Raw genomic sequence first — 19,994 nt, forward strand, 5'->3', positions numbered from 1 at the left:
TGTCCAATAAAGTAACGGGATCGTGTCTTCTCAGCTAGTACTGGCTCTTTTGATTTATCATTAAAATAAAATAGTTATTTTATTGCCGGTATCCAGGAGTGCATCCAATAGTGTATCATAGCTGTTTTTGTAGTTTTGGTCGGCATATCGCGTATCTCGGTATAATCATACAGAAAAATGTCCTTAACCTTGATTATTCTTTGTTTGGTTTTTTTCTTGCAGAAGTAATAGTAATCCCTCATACGGTAGGGGCCGGAATATTGCGGGGTCTGCAGTATGTCCCTAAAGTTATTATTGAAAATAAATACTATATTGTCTACGAGTCCGAGTAAAAACTGTTCATGTTTTAAAGCTGAAAATGCTTCCGAAGCTAGTGTATGGTTAATGGGGTCTTGAATAAGATAACCACTTGAGAAATTTTCAACTATTGTAAGAAACTTAGCCAGATCGATCAGTTGAACATCCCAGTCCATATAATATCCGCCAAATTCATGTACAATCAGATATCTAGCGATATCAGCTGCCTCTGCATGGTTTCTTGCATTTAGAAATGCCGCAAGGGCGAATGGATGGTATTCCGATATAAATTCTGTTATAGATTCATCTGTCCAGACCCTGATTTCAAAGTCGAAATCTTTTAGGATTTGCCAGGAGTTCAGGCATCTGTCAGTGAGACCGTTACCTTTTGGGCCAACAATATGATGTATGACATTAGGAACCATCGCTGTCATGAATAAATCCTGCAATAATTTTCAAGTATATGCCTTTTGAAGTTGGCCAGTGTGTCATGGCTAAATTCTTCTCTTAACTTTTGAGCGCCAAAGATCTTATCCAGCCAGTTATTTAATTGCGATCTGCTTTGCTGATGCTTGAAATAAACTGGGCCCAAGCCAAAGCTGATGGCAGTATGCATAACCAGTTCCTCTACGCTGTGATCTATACCTATTCCATTAAGTTCCTTTGAAAGTAGTCCGGTGACATTCCGTTTCATGATTTGGTTGTTGAGAACGGAGGTATTTGAATCATGTATCCTATATGAAGTGAGATAAAAAGGCAGGTTAGCCACCTTTGATATCTTTTGTATTCTAGTCCATAATTCGTAGTCCTCGCAATGTTCATATTTACTGTCGTAAAGGTGCGTTTTCATGATCTCTGAGCGTATGGTGACGGAAGGATGGGCGAACTGATTGCTGAATAACATTCCCAATTTGATCTGGTCATGGTCCAGAAGTCCCTGAACCCTGTTTTGTGTCTTGCCAAACTTGTCAATAACATTGTACCATGATCCAACCATACCATATTCGGGATTACTTTCCAAAAAATGCACCTGTTTTTTCAGCCTATCTAGGGCCATGCGGTCATCGGCGTCCATTCGGGAAATATATTTACCAATCGATAGGGACACCCCAAGGTTCAAAGCGCTGACAATTCCCTTTTGCTTTCTATTTCTTAACAGGGTAAGCCGTGGATCTGAAAATTTTGTGACTATCGCCGAGGTGTCGTCCGTTGATCCGTCATCGATTACAAGGAGCTGAAAACTTGAGTAACTTTGATCGAGGATATCGGAGATGGCTTCTTTTATAAAGGACGAGGCATTAAAGGCTGGCATGATAATACTGACAAGAGGTCCGCAGGTTGGCTTTGAGCTGATAGTATTTTTTATTGTATCTGTTTTGTTTTTGACTACTTCTGCCATTCGATAGATATTTAATGTCTTTTCAGTCATAGCGTCCCTAGAAAACGCAGAATTGGCAAATAAATTTGCTTTTGCAGCCATTTTCTTCGCTGACTGTTGCCCATCAAGTAAGAGGGATATTGATTCTCTCAATCCCATCTGGTCTATGCCAGGCTCACCGTTTTGCGGTAGCTTTAGCGGGACACGGACCGATGCACCAGCCGGTATGATTTCTTTTAGACCGTCAACATCAGCGGAAACAATAGGAACAAAAGACAGCATCATTTCTATTGCTGTATAGCTGCACTGCTCTACATAGGAGGGAATAACGCCGACGTCGGCTATCTTATATAGCTCATAAAGTCTGGTTTTACCTACGCTGCCAGTAAATGTTATCTTCGACCAATTGTTGCCGACTTTGCCTAGCACCGAGGAAAAATCCCCCGATCCCGCAAGTACCAGTTTTACATTTTCATAACTACCCGAATCGGCCACGGTGTCGAAACTTGATGCAAGATCCATCACCCCCTTACGTTTGTTAATGGAGCCGACAAACAGAATAATCCTGTCTTTTTTAGCAAAGCCGTATTTTCTGCGCAAGAGGTGTTTTTCAGCTATAGTTGGCCGCTTAAACATATCGGTATCAATCCCATTATGGATCATAGAGATTTTATTTGGATCCATCTTGAACAAGCTGATCAGGTTATCTTTTGCCTGCTGTGTAACAGTTATAATGTGGTCGATGTACTCATAATTTAACTGCTCTTTTTTGAATATTTCCGGTAAAATAAAATCTCTGGTTTTATTTTCAAAAGCGTCATTAATCCTTAAGAATGCCGGATAATCATGGGTAATTAGATCTCTCCAAGGTATGCAGTGCTTAGTGAGTACGGTAAAGCAATCCAATAGCTTTTTCAGATAACCGGCAATTGGACAATGGTTGATCCAATTAAAATGAACAATGCAGTTGGAAAGGTCTTTAGCACTAGTTGCAATCGCCTTGGCTATTGAATGTTCATAATTGTTGATCTGGCTGGAATTTCCGATGAAAGTTGGTATCCTGATTTCAATACTATTTCTGATATTTTTAGAAGCGATTGACGATATACCCGGATAACCTATCCACACAAAGTGTAATTGTATATTGATTTGCCCTTTTAAGCTATCGGTTAGCTCTTTTACATAGGCATTAAGGCCATTGTCTCGTTGATCCGCGTAATTGTCAACGATAAAAATATTTAGCATAGTTTGCCTGAGAGGTTAAGATAGCTTTTAAACTGTATTCTTATTGGGCCTTATCCACATTATAACGCAAGATCTTGGGCGAAGATGAGCCCAAGATCCTGAAATTTATTCTTTCATTTGTAAAACCCTTATTCCGTGTGACCCTGTAAATCGCGACGCAGTTTATGGCAGCAGTGTCTGTCAAAGAAACTTGGCTTTTAAACTTAAGCAAGACATAATTAGTGATATTACCCGAATCATCTTCATTTTTCCTATAGAAATTATTGAGGGTAGTAGTGTCTACCTTGGAGAAAAAAGAGTCCGTATACAATTTATAGGTATCTCCATATTGTTTTTTCTTCAGTGAAGCATACAGCTGGGCGGTTGTCTTTTCGCAATTTGTCTGTGCCCTGTTACCGTCGAATTTATTTGTTGTGACCTGGCAGCCTGATAAGAGCATCAGAACAGCACAAAAGATTAAATAAGAATTAATTGGCTTGACTATCGGCATACGTTTAGACGGTTATTTGAAAATAAGTATCTGTTTATTGTCCTGTTTGATAACTTTATAAACATTTTCACCTGCTTTTTTTTCAATATAGTCACCTGCCTGTATTTGGTTATTCCAATTAAAACTTGCCGATACGTATATTTTCCTGTTATCAATTTCAACTGTTGGAATCCCTTTAGCATCGTATTTTACACTTTGGACGATCCCTGAAAAAGCACTGGCCTTTTCTTTTCTCTTCCCTCTGATAAATACGATAAAAAAAAAGCCATAGAAAACAGCCAGTACGAGTAAAACGACCAACCAATTACGTTTTGATGATATCATTGGTTAAAAATCCCATATTAAAGGTGTACCGTTGACATAAAGCAAAAAGGTTTCGCCACTTCCGACGGACCCTCCGGCCCCCGGTCCTGTGCCTAAGCTTGCTCCGATCCAGGTCGGGATTCCATTGTCATTTGTTGATGCCCATCCTCCGATTCCTACATCCACCACATCAAGGCTTGCATCGTAACTTTGACCCAGATAAGAGCTTAGACTGGCATACCCGTCGCCAACAAAATAACCGACTGACGCATTAATTGAATAATCTGCATGAAGACCTGCCCTCAAAGTATTGGTAATTGTAGCGGAAAGGCTCGCATCGCCCCTTGTAATCAGATTTATAGCGAGCGTTTCACCACTTCCGAATCCGGGCACAAAGTTCGCCGATATATTTACGCTTACGATGTCCGGCACAATAGCCCTCATAGCAGGTCCGTTCCAGATGTCATTAAGTAATGTTGAAAGATAGGTTGAAATTGTTCCTGCTGTTCCGCCTGTTCCTGGTATAGTATATGACCCGGTATTCGGGTTTGGGTACGATCCGCCGCCGCCACCGGAATACGTGCCGTAGCCAGTACTGTAGTAAGTTCCGCTACCGAATATATCGTCCCAGCTATTGTAATAAGTCTGACCCGAACTACTGAAATGGCCTGAGGCGGTAATTGTTACCTCGTTCAGCTGGAACGCCAGTGGATAACTGTTCCCTCCGTAGTTAATGGTCCAGTTGCCATAACTGTCTACAGAGGAAGTAACAGTTTGGCCAAGCGCCTGTGACAGCCATTGCGAAACTGCACCATTCGACCCCGTTGAGGCGTATTCTGAGTCGGTGTTTCCACTGCTCTCCCCACCAAGAAATTCAAGTTGTTGCTCTTTGGAGATCACCTCCATTTGAGCCATGAGCTGTTCAAAAGCCAGCGTCGGTTTGTCTTTTTTCATAAGAACGTTAAGAGATTAGATATTGTTTATTTAAGGACAATAATATTGGTTTATAAGGAAAAAGCGAAATATTAACAGCTTTTTTTTGCAATGGTAAGCGAAGGTATTGTACTACAGTAGTATAGATTTTTATTTACATCATAGGTTTGCTAAAACGTTTTAAAAATACAGCAAGGTATTTTGACTATTTATCCAGCTGGATTCCTGTAGGCCTTCTATTAAAATCTGTAAACATTGCACTACATTAAAATCTTATTACTATTTTGGCCGAAATTTAATTTTAATGGCTCTCAATAATTTCCCTATAGATAGGCAGCTGGACATGAAAGACTGCGGCCCTGCATGCTTGAAGATGATATCCCAGCACTATGGAAAATTTTATTCCCTTCAATACTTACGTGATAAATGCGGACTGACAAGGGAAGGTGTTTCGTTCTTGGATATTAGCCATGCGAGTGAAGCTTTAGGCTTTAGGACCTTATCAATCAAATGTACTGTCGATGATTTACTGACTAGAATCCCCTTACCCGCTATTGTGCACTGGGATAATAGCCACTATGTTGTTGTCCATAATACATCCGTGGCCAAGCCAGGGCTTTTCCGTTATAGCAAAGAAAAAGTTAGTTCCTTAGAGACGCTCAACAGAGGCTCGATCTATGTGTCAGACCCTGCTAAAGGTCAGATAAAATACTCTTCTGTAGAATTTGCCAAGAAGTGGGTCAAGAACAATAGTAATAAAGGGGTGCTTCTCGTTATGGAACCTCAACCCGATTTTTATGAAAAGCAAAGTCAGGAAAAGGTGAGCAAAAAGAAGACCCTGCAGAATTTTATCAATTATTTTCGACCTTATTCCAGAAGTTTTCTGAACCTGTTTTTTGTAATGTTGCTCATTACTGTCCTTCAGGCACTTTTACCATTTATAAGCAAATCGGTAATCGATATTGGTATCCAGACTCATGACATTGATTTTATCAACATCGTGCTCGTTGCCAATATAGCAATTATTGTCAGTGTCATGCTGAGCAATGTAATTAGGGATTGGATACTGATGCACATCACCTCAAGGATCAATATAGCACTGATATCTGACTATCTGATCAAACTGATGAGGTTGCCGATCACCTTTTTCGAGAACAAGATGACCGGAGATATACTCCAACGCGCACAGGATCACGAAAGGATAAGAAATTTTATCATGACAAACTCTCTGAACATGATTTTTTCCGCCCTCACTTTTGGGGTATTTGGTGTAATAATGTTCTTCTATAATCCTGCCATTTTCTATATATTTCTGATCGGTAGCGTTTTATACGTTTTATGGGTATTTGCTTTCCTGAATATAAGAAAAAAACTTGACTGGGATTATTTTGATCTGGTGTCAAAGAACCAAAGTTATTGGGTCGAGACTATTTCTAGTATACAAGATATCAAAATCAATAATTATGAAAGACAAAAAAGGTGGAAATGGGAAAACATCCAGGCAAGACTTTATAAGGTAAACCTTAAAATTCTAAACATTAACAATGCTCAGAATACCGGTGCCCAGTTCATAGATAGCTTAAAGAATCTATTGATAACATTCTATTGTGCAAAAGGAGTAATCAACGGAGATATTACTTTTGGTGTAATGATATCGACCCAATTTATTATAGGGATGCTTAACGCGCCGGTAATGCAGTTTATACAGTTTGTCATTTCTTTCCAGTCTGCCAAGATAAGTTTTTTAAGGCTAAATGAGATCCATGAACTTGAGGACGAGCATGAGTCAGTCGGTGAGAACAATATTGAACTTCCTGCAAACAAAACCCTTTTTCTAAATAACGTGGCTTTTCAGTATACACCAAATGGCAACCTGGTACTCAAAAATATCAGGCTTATCATACCCGAAGGAAAGGTAACAGCAATAGTAGGCGATAGTGGGAGCGGTAAATCAACACTATTGAAACTGCTTTTGAGGCTATATAAGCCTAGTTACGGCCAGATTATGATTGGCAGCATGGACATCAACAATATTAGTCTCCGTCAATGGAGGGACAGATGCGGTGCTGTCATGCAGGACGGGAAAATATTCAACGACACCATTATTAACAACATTATTCTGGATGATGAAAATATTGACTATGAAAAACTTAAAAAGGCATTACATGCGGCAAATATTGCACATGAAATTGAGCAGTTACCACTTGGTTACCAGACTATGATGGGGGAACAGGGGCGCGGGCTAAGTGGGGGACAAAAACAACGGGTTTTGATCGCCAGGGCACTTTATAAGGATCCTGATTATCTTTTTTTTGATGAGGCAACCAATTCCTTAGACACGATCAATGAACAGAAGATAGTCGCTGCGCTGGATGAGGTATTCAGGGATAAAACAGTGATAGTCGTTGCACATAGGTTAAGTACGATCAGAAAGGCTGACCAGATCGTGGTAATGATGGGCGGGGGGATAGTCGAGATTGGTGACCATAGTATGCTGATGCAAAGAAAAGGGCGTTACTACCAGTTAGTACAATCTCAGGTCGAATCTCCTACACTTGTTGAGACAATATAATGCGCTTAAAACATTCTAAAATGCTCGAAGAAAATCCATTTGTTAGAGAACCCAGGACAGAAGAGGTACAACACATTATCGACAGGATGCCTACAAGATTTGGATTCTGGATAGGTGCTCTAATATTTTCAATTTTTATACTCATTCTGGTTTTTGGATTTATGATCAGGTATCCCGATGTTAGCCAGGGGAATATCACTATTTCTACAGGGCTTGCTCCCCTTAAGCTAGTTGCTAATACTTCTGGCAAAATCCATATCCTGGTAAAGGGATCTCAGGTCGAGGTAAAGGAAAATCAGCTTTTAGGTTATATAGAGAATCCTGCGGATCTGAATGCGGTAGTTTTAATTGACAGCCTATTGAAGGCGTTTGATTTAGCTGGTGAGGGAGCTTCTAATTTGCTGAGAAACATCCCAGCCCACATATCACTCGGTGAACTGAACCCAAAATACTACCAATTCTCTGCATCTCTGCAGAATTATGTTAACTACAAGAAAGACCACCTTTTTATTAAACAAGGTGAAAGTCTTTCAAGGTTGTACCAGGATCAGATGAGGGCAATTGCTAGTTCGGACTTGCGGCTGAAAAATGCAGATTCCAATTTAGGTTATGCATATAAATTTTATTCAAGGGATTCTACACTTTTTAAAAAAAAGGTGATCAGCGAATCTGAATTTGACCGTACGGAAATAGCCTTTATAGCCGCAAAAGATGCTTTACAGAACGCAAATGGTGCACTGATCACAGCGCGTCAGTCTGCCGAACAGACACAGAGCAGAATGAACGACCTTCATATCCAGATGCCGGAGAAAGAAAAAGACTTGACATTGGCACTCATGTCCTCATATAATGATCTGGTTGACAATATTAAAACTTGGGAGCAGAAGTATGTCTTCAAAGCGCCTTTCGCTGGAAAAGTACAGTTTTTGAATTTCTATTCACAACGGCAGTTCATACAGAACGGCGAAGAAGTATTCTCTGTTGTGCCAAAGCAGACAGAAGTATTTGGTCAGGTTCTACTTCCCTCAAAAGGCGCAGGAAAAGTAAAAGTAGGCCAGGAGGTAATTGTTAAACTAGAAGATTTCCCTTATCTTGAATATGGTTCAGTTTCTGGAAAAGTGAGTTCGATAAGTTTAACATCAACGACATTTAAAAATGACCAAAACAGCGTTTCAGCATACCTGATCAGCATTTCTTTCCCAACTGGGATGGTGACCAACTACGATAGCAGACTTGATCTAAAGGCGGACTCTAAGGGTACAGCGGAGATAATAACAAAAGATAGAAAGCTGATTGAAAGACTTTTTGACAACATGCGTTACCGATTAAGAAACAGACCTAATAATTAAGCTATACTTTACCACAAATGTCCTTTAACAAAAACGGTTGGCGTGAGCTGGATTTTAATGTCGATGATGTGGTGATTTCGCAGATCAGAGAACGTCTGATGGCCTATTCCGATGAAATACGACCATATCAGGGTATTTTTTCGGGGAAGGGAATTGTATTTTGTGCAGGTGGACTTGGTTATTTTTCCTGCGTCTGGATCAGCATCTGTAAATTGAGAGGCCTAGGCTGCAGTTTACCAATAGAAGTATGGTACTTAGGCACGGAATTCTCAGAGGAGGTAATTGATCAACTTGAAAAATTTAATGTCAAATGCCATAATTTTCTTGATCATAAAGAGTATAAACAGTATAATATACACAGCTTCGGACTTAAACCCCTTGCTATTCTTCTCAGCCAGTTTGAAGAAGTAATGTTTCTTGACGCGGATAATCTTGCTATCGCTGATCCTAGCTATCTGTTCGAGGACGAAAACTACAAAATGTACGGAACAATCTTCTGGCCCGATATGTGGCGAACGTCTCCCGATAATCCAATCTGGAAAATCACAGATTGCCAGGATTATGCCAAGAATGAACAGGAGAGCGGCCAGTTGCTTATAAACAAAAAAATGTGCTGGGAAGAGCTCAATCTTTGCCTTTATCTCAATATCCAAAAAAATATTTATTACAGGTTCCTTTATGGGGATAAGGACACTTTTAAGTTTGCATGGTTGGCTAGGAAGAAAAAGTACTATATGATCGATGGCTTTCCGGGGGTGTGTGGATATGATAAAGACGGCGTATTTTTAGGGAATACCCTAGTGCAACATACCCCATCAGGGAGAGCTTTGTTTTTTCACAGAAACCTGCTTAAATGGGATGTTACCTTAACGAATGAATGCGTGTGGTCAAGAGTTAAACGGTTTAGGTCAGTAACAGAGAATTCAAGTTTTACCTTCTCCTTTTCATCTGAATCACATTTTTATCTGGATATAAACGGAGACATTGAAGAATTGGATGTAGATCAAATAATTCCTGGCATTGAAGCTGAATGCATGGATATTCTGTTACAGCTCAGGAGTGAAAAATTTTATCTTGATTTTGTTCATCATACTCATCTTAGAATAAACCGGTTTAAAAACAGTTGGTAAATTGGAAATGTCGGATCTCAAGTTGACTGTTTATGCGGCGGACTACTTTTGCGGTGGATCTGAGGAGGCCGGTCGATGTAATGGAAAGGGTGATGGGATACCTGCAGGGAGAGGTGTATATGTACAGCGGATGTTGGCCGCTTTGCGTTGTACTAAACTTTTTTTAGGTAGGGGATGGAAGGGCAGGACAATGAACTTCTTTGTATCAATGTTTATTTTGCAATAGCAGCCGCGCGCACGATCTGTTTGCACCGTGGATAATTGCTGCATCCCCAGAACTTTCCCTTATCTGAATTTCTTGATACCATAAGCCCTTCGCAGCTCGGGCATTTCTGCTGTGCGGTCTGTCCCTCAGCAATGCCATGATCCTGGATCAGTTCAGCTAAAAACTTGCTCATGTTCTGCGGGTTATACTGAAGATAGACCTGATGGCGGGCTCTGGTCAGGGCGACATAAAATAGCCGCCTTTCCTCTGCATTTTCAAAACCGTCGCCGTGTTGGAGCAAGTAGCCTAAAATCGGATCATCGGCCATCTGTGAAGGAAAACCATATACCCCGCCGTCAAGATCCAGCAAAATGGCCACGTCACAGGTCAGCCCCTTACAGGCGTGAGCGGTGAAATACGAAATTTTGAGCTTTGAAAAAGCCTTCTGCAGTTCCCTTAAATCCGCAGGTGAATTATGATGGTAACGCCCGATCAGAAATACAGACGCGGTGGAGTAATCTTTGTCGATCTTTGCCAGTGTATTTTTTAAAGCATCAAACTTCTGCAGACCCCTTTGGGCCTTATTGCCATAAGCAGTTACGGGGCTAAGTACAAAAGAAGGACGCGACGCTTGAAAGAGCGAAGACAGGTTTTTTTTCAGCTGGGAAGGATTCATCTGGATAAAGCCGCTGGTTAAAGTGAGTATCTCCTGGTTAAAACGGTAAGTCTGTAATACCGCATTTTCGGCAGTCACCCCAAAATGCCTGGAAAATTCGGTGATGATACTGATGTCGCTTCCCGTAAACCGGAAGATGGACTGCCAGTCGTCTCCGACGACATAAAGCTTGGCGATGGGGTTGGCCGCTTTCAATGCCTTGATCAGGCCATAACGTCCGAGGGACATATCCTGAAACTCGTCCACTAAAATATAGCGGTACTTTTTATTGAATTCACCGCTGGAAATATAGCGGCTGGCATGGTTGACCATATCGTTGTAATCGATACAGCCCGTGCGTTTCAGTTCAGCCTGGTACGCCTCACTCAAGGGCGCGAACACGCCCAGGAATACCTCAAAGCGCTGGTCTGTGGCCTTTTCCCTTAGCTGCCCGATACTGCTGTTATTGGACTTCATAAGGTTCAGGAAGGTAAAGATCAGGCCCATAAAATCCTCGTAATCGTCCAGTGCTTTAATCTTGGTTAAAATTTCGCCCGGGTCTCGTTTCCTCAAGGTTACTTTATAGCTATCCAGGTGGGTTTTTAGCGCTTTGAGCAGCGTTCCATTGCGGTTCTGAAAGGAATAGGTCTTGAACAGGCGGGTACCGTATTTCTCATGGATCAATTCCTTCCAGCGCATGCCGCTCTGGTACTGCTCGGTAGGGGTTTTAAAAGGAGGTTTGCATTTAAAATAAGCGGGGACATTGCCCTGCTCATCAATGCCATAATGCTCATGGTAGATGTCGTATTCCGGCAGATAGAAATCAGGGGAATAGGCGCCAAAATCAGGATTTTGGTCTGCGGCTTCCAGCGGATAAGTCCGCTCATATTCAAAGTCTACCTGGTGCAGGTACAGGAAATTGGCGATCATCACTTCTTCTAGACTTTTGCATTCGGTCCCGTTCAGGCTCACGTTACGGAAAGCCTGCTCGTGTTTGATCAGATCGTTTTCCGATTCAAATTCAAAATCATCCCGCGGCGGCCTGACAAAAAAAGAGATGAAGTTAACGGCCTTCTGTGCAAAATCCGCATCGGTTAAAAACAGCCTATCAAACTCCCGCTGCAAAAATGACTTGGCCCGGTAATCCTTGCCATCAAAAGCGAGCTTCACCGGGTAGGGGCTACAATACCGGCAGACCATATTGCCGAAACCATTAAAAGTTTTAAAAGTGATCCCCCTGGCGAGTTCGTCGTCGCGCAAAAAAATACAGGTCCGGTCAAACATTTCATCGACGGCGGTATTGGTAAAAGAAATCACCAGCAGCTCCTCGGGCCTGGCCAGGTTCTTTTCCAGGATATAAGCGATTTTCGCACTGATTGTCGTTGTCTTTCCCGTACCCGCCCCGGCAATCACCAGATTATTGTCTTCCTCACAGACCACCGCCTTCATCTGCTCCAAGGAAAGGGGATAGGCTTCCAGGCTGCAAAGAAATTCGCCGAATTCAGCAATTTCATGCGGGATAAAACGCTCATTATAAGCCTTGCGTATCGTCTCCAGATTTCGGTGGCTGTCCACAAAACGGGAAATCACTGCCTGTTCATTACTGTCCAGACCGCAATTCCGGTAGTCTTTTGGAATCGCCTCTAGTAGCCCACAATGCTCTGCCCGTAGCCTCAGCGCATCGTAATTGGAAAAATAAAAAACCATGTCCTGCTTTTTAGCTATGTCTTTTAAAGCTAGAATGATATCAGGAATAAGCGCGCGGATATTTTCCCTTCGTTCGAGTTCCTGCTGTCTGGTTTTAAGCCAATAAAGAAAGCCACAGGAAAGAATAAATAACACAACCTTAACAAATGCAGGAAGCTCATCAAACCAGTTCGGTTTTTGATATGGAGTTTTTTTTGGAGGCATTAATCGAAACAGTTATGCAAATATAACATTTCAACAAGCTTTCTTATCAGCCTGGTTTTGCCTTCATTAAAAAACTATGTTTTAAGTCATACTATGGGTTCTGATAGGAATTAGAATTCCAATATCATCATCCAGCATTTCTGTACCGTACCATTACCTACGCAGTAAAATACATGCAACTTCCGTAAGGTGCCCCTAATTAATGACGGACATCTTCACATTCATACTTCCCACTTATTACCTGCATATCCCTGAATTCAATATACCAATCATTTGATCACTTTCACAGTTAAAACGTATAGGTAGTGCGACAAGTAAAATCCTCAATTTAGTTTCAGGAGATCTTTTTTTATTAAAAAATGGTGGTCTTGTTTTAGTGATTTTGTGTCTGGTGACACATTCTGTTTTTTTTTCGGCGAATTCTGCTGAGTGTTTCGCGGCTGATACCGAGGTACGAGGCGATGTTCTGTTGTGTGGTCTGCTGTTCGATTTCGGGATGGTTTCTTAGCAGTAGATCATAGCGGTGTTCGGGGCTGCGGGTGCGCAGTAAGATGGCCCGCTCTTCGCTCAGGATAAAGTACTTCTGAGTGACGATCCTGCCCAGTAGGTTGCCCTCTCTGAAGTCGGCGTAATAGGCATTTAACTCGAGCCATGTGAGGGATTGTAGTTTGCAGTCCTGAAGCACTTCTATGTACTCATTTGCAGGTTGTTGGCTGAAAAAGCTATATACTGAAGTCATTAGGTCACCTTTGCCGGTGAACCAGGTGGTGCACTCGTTTCCGCTGTCGTCAATAAAATAGGCACGCAGGAACCCACTGCGTATAAAGTAGACGCGGCGTGCGGTTTCACCGGGTGATAAAAGGAGTTTTTTGCGTTCGAAAACCTCTACAAGGCTTTCTTCTTTTACCCGGTTTTGCATGGGGGTTGGAAGGGGGATAATGAAGCTTAATTTTTCCAGTAGGTCGGCTTCGCGGTCGTTAAATTGTGGCATGGTGATCGATTGTGTCACAGATCAACCATAGTTATTTTTAAACGGGGTAATATTGTCCTGTCGGAGCGGATACTTTTTTATAACGGCTTATTAAGCGCTTTAGTATGGGTATTGCTGTTCGGGTTTATGTTAACGCTTCTTGTTTATGATTTGACTAAAAAATGGTATCAGTAAAGAAAGTGGAATAACGTGTCAGTAGGAGCTGAACTCGATGTGACTAGACTTTATCTGTTTGCAAGGCTTCCGGAATAGGTGCAGTGAAAACCATGTAAAAAGGATTTGATCGCTGTGGGGGTTTTTTGCTTATACCTTGAACAGACTATTTGTCTATGATGAATTTATTTTTTTCTGCCTGTGAGAGTTGTTGCCGGTTAACGGGCGAGGTGGGAATTTATCTAAATATGAACCTATGTACAACAAGTTTAGTGAAAATCTGCTGGGTGAACTTCATGCCCGGCTGGAATCTTTATCCCTTGGGGAGTTGTCTCCTGTGCCGCTGCTTAAGGCGCAGGTTTCTGCAGTTGCGGATGCGCTGAAGGACTTGACTGATTTTGTATCTGCTCATCCGCCTTTGGATACACAGGAAGAGATCGGTTATTATAAATTCACCTATCCCAGATTCAAGTCTTTAATCGTGTATTATACGGAATATCATTATTTTTTGGCGGGTGTTCCCGAATCCGGGCTGAAGGCGAAAAAGAAATATTACCTCTCCAGGCCGAGCGCTATTGCTGCTTTTTTTGAGCAGAACACTTTGCACTACAATTATTTCAAGCTGGACGGTGGTATGCTGGATGAGCTTTTTTATACCCGGCGCGATTGCAGGAATGTACTCCAGCCGGTTGTATTGGGTTATGAGCCGTTTCTGGGCACTGTGATGTCTGAGCTGGTGAGCTCGTTTTTGGCGAAGGAGCGTTTGCGTAATGAAATCCTGGCGCTGATGCATTCTCTTTCGGGACGGGGTCCCTTGTCTTCGACAGTGGTTGATCCTTTAGGCAGTTTGCAGCGCGAGTTCAAATGGACAGGAGAGGATATCCACCTGATTGAACTGGTACATGGCATTCATTTAACGGGACAGGTCAATAATGGCAGTATCGGTATTGTGGAGCTGTTTAAGGTGGTAGGTAATTTCTTTGGGGTGAACCTAAGGGTGCCCAAACGCGGTTTTGATGATCTGAAAGCGAGGAAAACAATGAGTAAAACGGCCTTTCTGGATATGATGAAACTGGCGGTGTTGAAAAAAATGGATGAGGATGATGCTTATGATCCGGAAAAGGCGAGGAGGAGAAATGGTTTTTAGGAAGTAGCTAATGTGCCATTACTTTAGAGAATGATCCTCTTAGCACCGGATTATTTTCGCTTGTCCTGAAAGGTTGATATTGGTCATCTTAGGGATATATCGTTCTTTGACATTGTTGATAATTCTGAGTAAGAATTTTGGACAGCTATTGATGTTTTAGTTTTTCCTCTATTTCATTTATTCGTTCGTTCCGTTTGCTGCTTTTGTTATAGTTTTTCTATTTCTTCTGTTTCGTTTATTTCTTTTATTCTGTTTGTTTCGTTTATTTCTTTTGTTTTGTTTAATTTTGTTGTTATGATAGATATGAATACGATTGATCAGATGCGTCGTCCTTCCAAATCGGAACAGATGATCGCAATAGAATCTTTACCTGCTTTTTCATCAATCCTTTCTGGCATCCATAGCGAAGAAACGGAAATTGAGATAGAGGAAACCGGTGAGCGGATCAAGATTCCCTTTCGGGCCCTGGCATTTCTTGGGGATATCCTAAAGGCGATGGGAGAGGGTAAGCCGGTTTCTATCGTTCCTTTGGCAACTGAGGTGACTACGCAAAAGGCTGCCGAAATACTCGGCTGTTCAAGGCCATATCTGGTGAAGTTATTGGAAGAGGGAGCCATCGATTTTGTTAAGGTTGGCAAGCACCGGAGGATAAAGTTTGAAGATGTTGTGGCCTACAGACAGAAGATGAAGGACCAGCAGAAAAAGAATATTATCGAGATTATGGGTTTCGATGAAGAGCTTGGATTGTATGATTCATAGTGTCCGGTTTAAGGCTGTACTGGATACCAATGTCATCTATCCGGTAATTATACGCGACCTGCTTTTCTGGTTTGCATATTATGACCTTTATACCCCAAAGTGGAGTGCCAATATTTTCGGTGAGTGGAAAGAGGTGATGCTTAGGCATGGCGTGGAAGAAAAGGAGGCTGAAAAACGGGTTCAAAAGGCAAACCAGGCTTTCCCGGATGCCATGGTGGGCAATTATGAGGGGCTGATTTTGCAGCTCGAACTGCCTGATGAGGATGACCGTCATGTGGTAGCAGCAGCAATCAAAACCAACGCCAATGTGATCGTTACCAATAACCTGAAGGATTTTCCGGAGGAATATCTGGACACTTTCGGCCTAAAGGCCAAAAGTGCCGATGATTTTCTTACCGACATTATCGATCTGAACCAGGGGCAGGCGATAAAGGCATTCCGGGAAATGGTACTGAACAGGAGGAATCCTGCTATGGATGAATACCAGGTGATGGAAAGCCTGCGCAGGAATGGTCTTACCGATACTGCAAATTATCTGCACGCTTTATTGTAAAATTTCCTTTTACCATCTTTTTTTAAAAGATGGCTGACCCAGCATCAATATTTAGGCTTTGTTTTGCTATGTCGTCAATGGTAAACATGCTAAACTATACCGGTAGAAAAATTGCGCGCTGGTATAGGTTGCATATTTTGTTTTTACTGCTTTCTGTTCCTTGGTGATTTCAGTGCCTTTACCTCCAAAATCAGATACTGATTTGAGTGAAATGAAAAGGGGTTTTTCTTCGAACACTGTATGTTCAGCTGCATAATAAACCCCATAGGTTTCCATGTCCAGGCCAATTGTTCCCGCATTCTCGTTGGTAAGCTTTTCAAAAAGCTCATCGGAGCGCATCAGTGCACCACCTGTGATTATTTTTCCTGTGATGGCCCTTAGGGGCTCAAACAAGTTGGCGTGGGGATAACCGGCCTGAATGGCTGTTAATATATCCTTTTGAGCAAAGGCTTCAATGCTTCGTACAAGTGTGGGGTCTGCAAAGATTTCCATTTTACGGTCAGATTCAACCTGCTCAAGCTCGCCATCTGCGCCCCGTTGCATTTTGTATACTACCTGGTGGTAATCAACTGAACTCGATGCGATCATAACAGCTTCTTTCAAAAAACATATCGGGACATTATACTGGACATCTCGTTAAATTTGATTGGAGTGGAAAACACATAATAGAACAGGTTCCATTGACAGTGGATCTAAAGCAGGAAAAGAACAGGTTGTCTGGAATGTGGGATGAAAATAACCAATATAACGCAAACCTTACCGGTATCTTAACCGATAGCTGTATTGTATTTGAAAATACCGCTTATAAATATAATGATCACTATAATGCTGAATCGCCAAATTCCTTGGATTTCCGGAAATCGTTCCTCAAACTGGATATGAACAATGACACTGTTTACCTGACAGGAAATCTTTATCTATATTCAACTAAGCAGAAAGAACCTGAAAAGCCGATATTCATAATATTAATAAAGGATTCGGAAAAAAAGTCAATCATTCCAGAGGTTACCAAGACGGCGGAAGCTGATATTATTTTGAATTACATTGCCTTCCCCAACCCTTTCACAGATGCAGTCCAGGTTAAATATGTACTGAGGGAATCAGAAACCGTCCGTTTCGTTATGACCAGAGTATTAACAGGTAAAACTGTATTTAATGGAACTTCCAGGAGACTGGGTAAAGGAGAGAATTCAGAAAAGTTCAGTATCAATGCTCCTTCTGGATGGTATGTCCTTACACAATACTATGGGAATAAACATCGATCAAGTCTTCTTTATAAAAATTAATACTCTTGAAATGAAAAAAATTATACTTTTAGCATTACTGCTAACCAACATTTTTCCTTTTATAAAACAGGGGAAATTGTGTTTTGGAAACGAAGCTACTGCCCAGGGTTATTCTTTGGAAGATGTCGCCATATCTGGCTGGGATAGGGATGAAGAAGATTTCGGCCAATTAAGTTACACTAGTGGTTATGTAATACAGGAGGGGAAGGTGACTTGGACAAATCCCGATAACCCCTCGAATAAATATTCGTATCCGACAATAAAAATTATTAATGAGCTGGCACCTACTTATTCCAATCCATTATACAATGGCAATGCGATGTATGGATCAAATTTTATAGGGCCTGGTCCGAATTCAGACCCTTTCTCATTGGGTCTAGATCCTATGGATGAACTGGACCGTGCAGCGATGCTTCATGATTATGCCTATTATAAACAAGGAATAGGAGGGGTTTGGGACGCTATAACCAATCTGGATGTTAGAAACGCCGACCTTGGGCTATACAATTCAGCCAAAGATGTAATAGACAAGTACTGGAGTGGAAGTACGGATGTCGTGACTGGCCTCCCCGTCAGCTATGATACCTGGCGCAATGCTGTAGATGTCGCGACAGCTTTTCAGCTTATCGTTGAATCTAAATATGGTACTGAGTTTTAAGTACTAACTCTTGAATAAATTCTTAATTTGATTACCTTTAACACGCACATTATGATACCTAATAAAACGATACTGGCTTTCACTATACTGATTTGTGTTTTTTTTAACGTTAACGCACAGAATGACCCAATCACAAAGCAGGATCTGCCGAAGGGACGGATACGCCTCTTGGTGGAAGCTGGTTTTTATATCAAAACGATAGAGAAAAAACAACAAGCTGTCCTTCGTTCTAAAATAGTACGTACATATAATGTTGATGGCAAAACAACTCAAGAAGTTATCTACAGGGATAACGGTTCAGTATTTGATAAAGTAAATATGACCTATGACAGAGAAGGGAATAAGACGGGTATAAAAAATCTGGCTGGGACGATAGACGGCACATCTAAGGTTACTGGTCAGAAAAATGGCATTAAGACGGTAAGGACGGTGTTTAAATCCGGTAACATAGTTTTAAATAAATATAATATCAAAGATCAAAAAGTTGAAGATCTGGTTTATGACTCCTCAAAGGGAAACGCCTCAAAGACGACATATGTTTATGATAAGAATGGCCATGAAACAGAAAGGAATGTTTTTTCAAAAAAAGATATGAAACTCGTTGCCAGGCTTAACTTTTATTATGACGCAAAGGACAGGTTGATCAGAATCGAGAGCAGGAATAACTTAGGGAAGATCTTATCAACCAAAGCCTTTAAGTATAATTCAAATGGATTAAAGGTTAGTATGATAACTACTAATGTAAATCCGAATTTAGTAATGGCTGAAGAATACAAATATGAAAGGATGGATACTAAAGGTAACTGGCTTAAGTCTGCTGTAATAAAAAACGGAACTGTCATAGAGGTGAGAGAACGAGAAATTCAGTATTATTAATATGGCTAAGGGAATAAAAATAACAATAATACTTATTGTAACAACTTTGGCTATTGTTATAGGTTCCTATATGGTATATCTTTATCTGTTTTTTAAGATAGATCCTCCTATAAAGGAATATAACATGTCGTGTGATTTATCTGCCCTTAAAAAATCTGTCAGATTGACTGTAGAGGGTAGTAGTGAAGTAGAAATATTGAAAGAAACCACTATAGGTAGAGGGACAAATAGGGCCGAAGTTATTGATGTTGAATTTTCGAATCCAGGTTATATCTTCAATCTCAGGCTCGAAAATATTAAAAAATTTTATGGACCTAAAGAAAAATCCAAGATATCCGTTATACTGATCACCCGGCTGTCCGACGGAAAGATTTTCTCAAAAGCAGAAGGGGATTTGACAGAAGCAGATATCATTTTTTTTGAAAAACATTTTTTGAGTAAATTATGCACTGTAATGGCAGTTGGAGATTGATCCTTTAAATCTATAATGTAATTATTACCCATTTCCGATAAGCGGTTCAAAAAAATCTGTAATGAAATGCAAGAAGTAAATGATTGCGCATTCATTTATCGGATTGCTCACTTTCTGTGGCGGTAACAATTCTGATGCTTTCACTTTACTAGTATATAAGCTCTATAAAACTTATTTTGTTCAGATTTCTCTCTTGCTTTCATATGTATTGAAGGAAGGTCGAAATTTTAAAATCTTGAGCGTATTGGAAAATACCAATATATCTGGCCCAACTTCACCAATTTCATAACCTTGTCTATAACGCAAGTCACTGGGCCACTCATTTCGCTGCATAGCGGGCCACCCTGGGGATTTCGCTAAAAGTGTGCACCAGTTTTCATTCCAAACTGTACACCCCGCTTTTTACCATCCGGTCTTGATGGAATCGTAAAGACTGAGCCAAATATATTAAATCCTCCCAGATTCCTTCCCTTCATTTTCCAATCTATCTTTCGTGCATTTGATCAACCAATCCTCCACAGAAGATGGTTTTGCAACAAAAACGGCCTTCCAGAACAAGATTTACAGCAAATCAGCTCACTTTTAAAAACACACCAGAATAAGAAATATAATTTTTGATTTTAAGGCTATT

Annotated in this window: 17 protein-coding genes; 10 read left to right on the forward strand and 7 right to left on the reverse strand. The window is 41.0% G+C overall.

Translation table 11 applies throughout. From position 1 onward, the window contains the following. Positions 1-74: 74 nt before the first annotated feature. The 4 genes from R2R28_RS26970 to R2R28_RS26985 all read right to left on the reverse strand — a co-directional run bounded on the left by R2R28_RS26970 (position 75) and on the right by R2R28_RS26985 (position 4,667). A complete protein-coding gene (locus tag R2R28_RS26970) occupies positions 75-731 on the reverse strand; it encodes a glycosyltransferase (protein WP_316828767.1) in 657 nt (218 codons plus the stop codon). Further along, a complete protein-coding gene (locus R2R28_RS26975) occupies positions 728-2,920 on the reverse strand; it encodes a glycosyltransferase (RefSeq protein WP_316828768.1) in 2,193 nt (730 codons plus the stop codon). The genes R2R28_RS26970 and R2R28_RS26975 overlap by 4 nt, the downstream gene beginning before the upstream one ends. 502 nt (positions 2,921-3,422) lie before the next feature. Further along, entirely contained in the window at positions 3,423-3,734 is a 312-nt protein-coding gene (locus R2R28_RS26980; RefSeq protein ID WP_316828769.1) for a hypothetical protein, read from the reverse strand. A 3-nt stretch (positions 3,735-3,737) separates the two neighbouring features. Further along, positions 3,738-4,667, reverse strand: a complete 930-nt coding sequence (locus R2R28_RS26985) for a hypothetical protein (RefSeq protein WP_316828770.1) — start codon at positions 4,665-4,667, stop codon at positions 3,738-3,740. Positions 4,668-4,950: 283 nt separating this feature from the next. Here R2R28_RS26985 and R2R28_RS26990 point away from each other — a divergent pair, with 283 nt between their 5' ends. From R2R28_RS26990 to R2R28_RS27000, 3 genes are read left to right on the forward strand one after another with little or no spacing between them, the layout of a single operon-like run. Continuing rightward, positions 4,951-7,218 (forward strand): peptidase domain-containing ABC transporter, encoded by a 2,268-nt coding sequence (locus R2R28_RS26990; protein WP_316828771.1) that lies wholly within the window; start codon positions 4,951-4,953, stop codon positions 7,216-7,218. Positions 7,219-7,238: 20 nt separating this feature from the next. Continuing rightward, the gene (locus tag R2R28_RS26995; RefSeq protein WP_316828772.1) at positions 7,239-8,567 is read left to right on the forward strand and encodes an HlyD family secretion protein; all 1,329 of its coding nucleotides are present in this window, start codon (positions 7,239-7,241) and stop codon (positions 8,565-8,567) included. Between the two features lie 17 nt (positions 8,568-8,584). Further along, entirely contained in the window at positions 8,585-9,697 is a 1,113-nt protein-coding gene (locus tag R2R28_RS27000; protein WP_316828773.1) for a hypothetical protein, read from the forward strand. Between the two features lie 212 nt (positions 9,698-9,909). Here the strand turns inward: R2R28_RS27000 and R2R28_RS27005 are convergent, their stop codons facing one another. Together R2R28_RS27005 and R2R28_RS27010 are read right to left on the reverse strand one after the other, a co-directional pair. Then, positions 9,910-12,468 (reverse strand): UvrD-helicase domain-containing protein, encoded by a 2,559-nt coding sequence (locus R2R28_RS27005; protein WP_316828774.1) that lies wholly within the window; start codon positions 12,466-12,468, stop codon positions 9,910-9,912. 373 nt (positions 12,469-12,841) lie between these two features. Then, positions 12,842-13,459, reverse strand: coding sequence for a Crp/Fnr family transcriptional regulator (locus tag R2R28_RS27010; RefSeq protein ID WP_316828775.1), 618 nt, complete (start codon positions 13,457-13,459; stop codon positions 12,842-12,844). Positions 13,460-13,868: 409 nt separating this feature from the next. Here R2R28_RS27010 and R2R28_RS27015 point away from each other — a divergent pair, with 409 nt between their 5' ends. From R2R28_RS27015 to R2R28_RS27025, 3 genes are all read left to right on the forward strand, one after another. Further along, positions 13,869-14,759, forward strand: coding sequence for an RteC domain-containing protein (locus R2R28_RS27015; protein WP_316828776.1), 891 nt, complete (start codon positions 13,869-13,871; stop codon positions 14,757-14,759). 303 nt (positions 14,760-15,062) lie between these two features. Beyond that, positions 15,063-15,518 (forward strand): helix-turn-helix domain-containing protein, encoded by a 456-nt coding sequence (locus R2R28_RS27020; protein WP_316828777.1) that lies wholly within the window; start codon positions 15,063-15,065, stop codon positions 15,516-15,518. Further along, positions 15,508-16,071, forward strand: coding sequence for a PIN domain-containing protein (locus R2R28_RS27025; RefSeq protein WP_316828778.1), 564 nt, complete (start codon positions 15,508-15,510; stop codon positions 16,069-16,071). The genes R2R28_RS27020 and R2R28_RS27025 overlap by 11 nt, the downstream gene beginning before the upstream one ends. 66 nt (positions 16,072-16,137) lie before the next feature. On the opposite strand, the gene R2R28_RS27030 is transcribed toward R2R28_RS27025, so the two are convergent. Next, on the reverse strand, positions 16,138-16,674 hold the full coding sequence (locus R2R28_RS27030; RefSeq protein WP_316828779.1) for a hypothetical protein: 537 nt from the start codon (positions 16,672-16,674) through the stop codon (positions 16,138-16,140). Between the two features lie 77 nt (positions 16,675-16,751). Between R2R28_RS27030 and R2R28_RS27035 the strand changes: the two genes are divergently transcribed. The 4 genes from R2R28_RS27035 to R2R28_RS27050 are packed head-to-tail and all read left to right on the forward strand — an operon-like array spanning position 16,752 to position 19,363. Beyond that, positions 16,752-17,357 carry a hypothetical protein gene (locus tag R2R28_RS27035; protein ID WP_316828780.1) on the forward strand — a complete coding sequence of 202 codons (606 nt, stop codon included), beginning with the start codon at positions 16,752-16,754 and terminating at the stop codon, positions 17,355-17,357. Then, a complete protein-coding gene (locus R2R28_RS27040) occupies positions 17,317-18,015 on the forward strand; it encodes a hypothetical protein (RefSeq protein ID WP_316828781.1) in 699 nt (232 codons plus the stop codon). Before R2R28_RS27035 ends, R2R28_RS27040 begins: the two co-directional genes overlap by 41 nt. Positions 18,016-18,066: 51 nt before the next feature. Next, positions 18,067-18,891: a hypothetical protein gene (locus tag R2R28_RS27045; RefSeq protein ID WP_316828782.1), complete on the forward strand. Its 825-nt coding sequence runs from the start codon at positions 18,067-18,069 to the stop codon at positions 18,889-18,891. A gap of 1 nt (position 18,892) precedes the next feature. Then, entirely contained in the window at positions 18,893-19,363 is a 471-nt protein-coding gene (locus R2R28_RS27050; RefSeq protein WP_316828783.1) for a hypothetical protein, read from the forward strand. Positions 19,364-19,994: the final 631 nt, after the last annotated feature.

This window comes from Pedobacter miscanthi, assembly GCF_032678605.1.
Taxonomy (GTDB): Bacteria; Bacteroidota; Bacteroidia; order Sphingobacteriales; family Sphingobacteriaceae; genus Pedobacter; species Pedobacter miscanthi_A.

Excerpts from the sequence above, each read along its gene's own strand:
- R2R28_RS26970 (WP_316828767.1), bottom strand. The coding sequence starts at position 731 with ATGACAGCGATGGTTCCTAATGTCATACATCATATTGTTGGCCCAAAA.
- R2R28_RS26975 (WP_316828768.1), bottom strand. The coding sequence starts at position 2,920 with ATGCTAAATATTTTTATCGTTGACAATTACGCGGATCAACGAGACAAT.
- R2R28_RS26980 (WP_316828769.1), bottom strand. The coding sequence starts at position 3,734 with ATGATATCATCAAAACGTAATTGGTTGGTCGTTTTACTCGTACTGGCT.
- R2R28_RS26985 (WP_316828770.1), bottom strand. The coding sequence starts at position 4,667 with ATGAAAAAAGACAAACCGACGCTGGCTTTTGAACAGCTCATGGCTCAA.
- R2R28_RS26990 (WP_316828771.1), top strand. The coding sequence starts at position 4,951 with ATGGCTCTCAATAATTTCCCTATAGATAGGCAGCTGGACATGAAAGAC.
- R2R28_RS26995 (WP_316828772.1), top strand. The coding sequence starts at position 7,239 with ATGCTCGAAGAAAATCCATTTGTTAGAGAACCCAGGACAGAAGAGGTA.
- R2R28_RS27000 (WP_316828773.1), top strand. The coding sequence starts at position 8,585 with ATGTCCTTTAACAAAAACGGTTGGCGTGAGCTGGATTTTAATGTCGAT.
- R2R28_RS27005 (WP_316828774.1), bottom strand. The coding sequence starts at position 12,468 with ATGCCTCCAAAAAAAACTCCATATCAAAAACCGAACTGGTTTGATGAG.
- R2R28_RS27010 (WP_316828775.1), bottom strand. The coding sequence starts at position 13,459 with ATGCCACAATTTAACGACCGCGAAGCCGACCTACTGGAAAAATTAAGC.
- R2R28_RS27015 (WP_316828776.1), top strand. The coding sequence starts at position 13,869 with ATGTACAACAAGTTTAGTGAAAATCTGCTGGGTGAACTTCATGCCCGG.
- R2R28_RS27020 (WP_316828777.1), top strand. The coding sequence starts at position 15,063 with ATGAATACGATTGATCAGATGCGTCGTCCTTCCAAATCGGAACAGATG.
- R2R28_RS27025 (WP_316828778.1), top strand. The coding sequence starts at position 15,508 with ATGATTCATAGTGTCCGGTTTAAGGCTGTACTGGATACCAATGTCATC.
- R2R28_RS27040 (WP_316828781.1), top strand. The coding sequence starts at position 17,317 with ATGGGAATAAACATCGATCAAGTCTTCTTTATAAAAATTAATACTCTT.
- R2R28_RS27045 (WP_316828782.1), top strand. The coding sequence starts at position 18,067 with ATGATACCTAATAAAACGATACTGGCTTTCACTATACTGATTTGTGTT.
- R2R28_RS27050 (WP_316828783.1), top strand. The coding sequence starts at position 18,893 with ATGGCTAAGGGAATAAAAATAACAATAATACTTATTGTAACAACTTTG.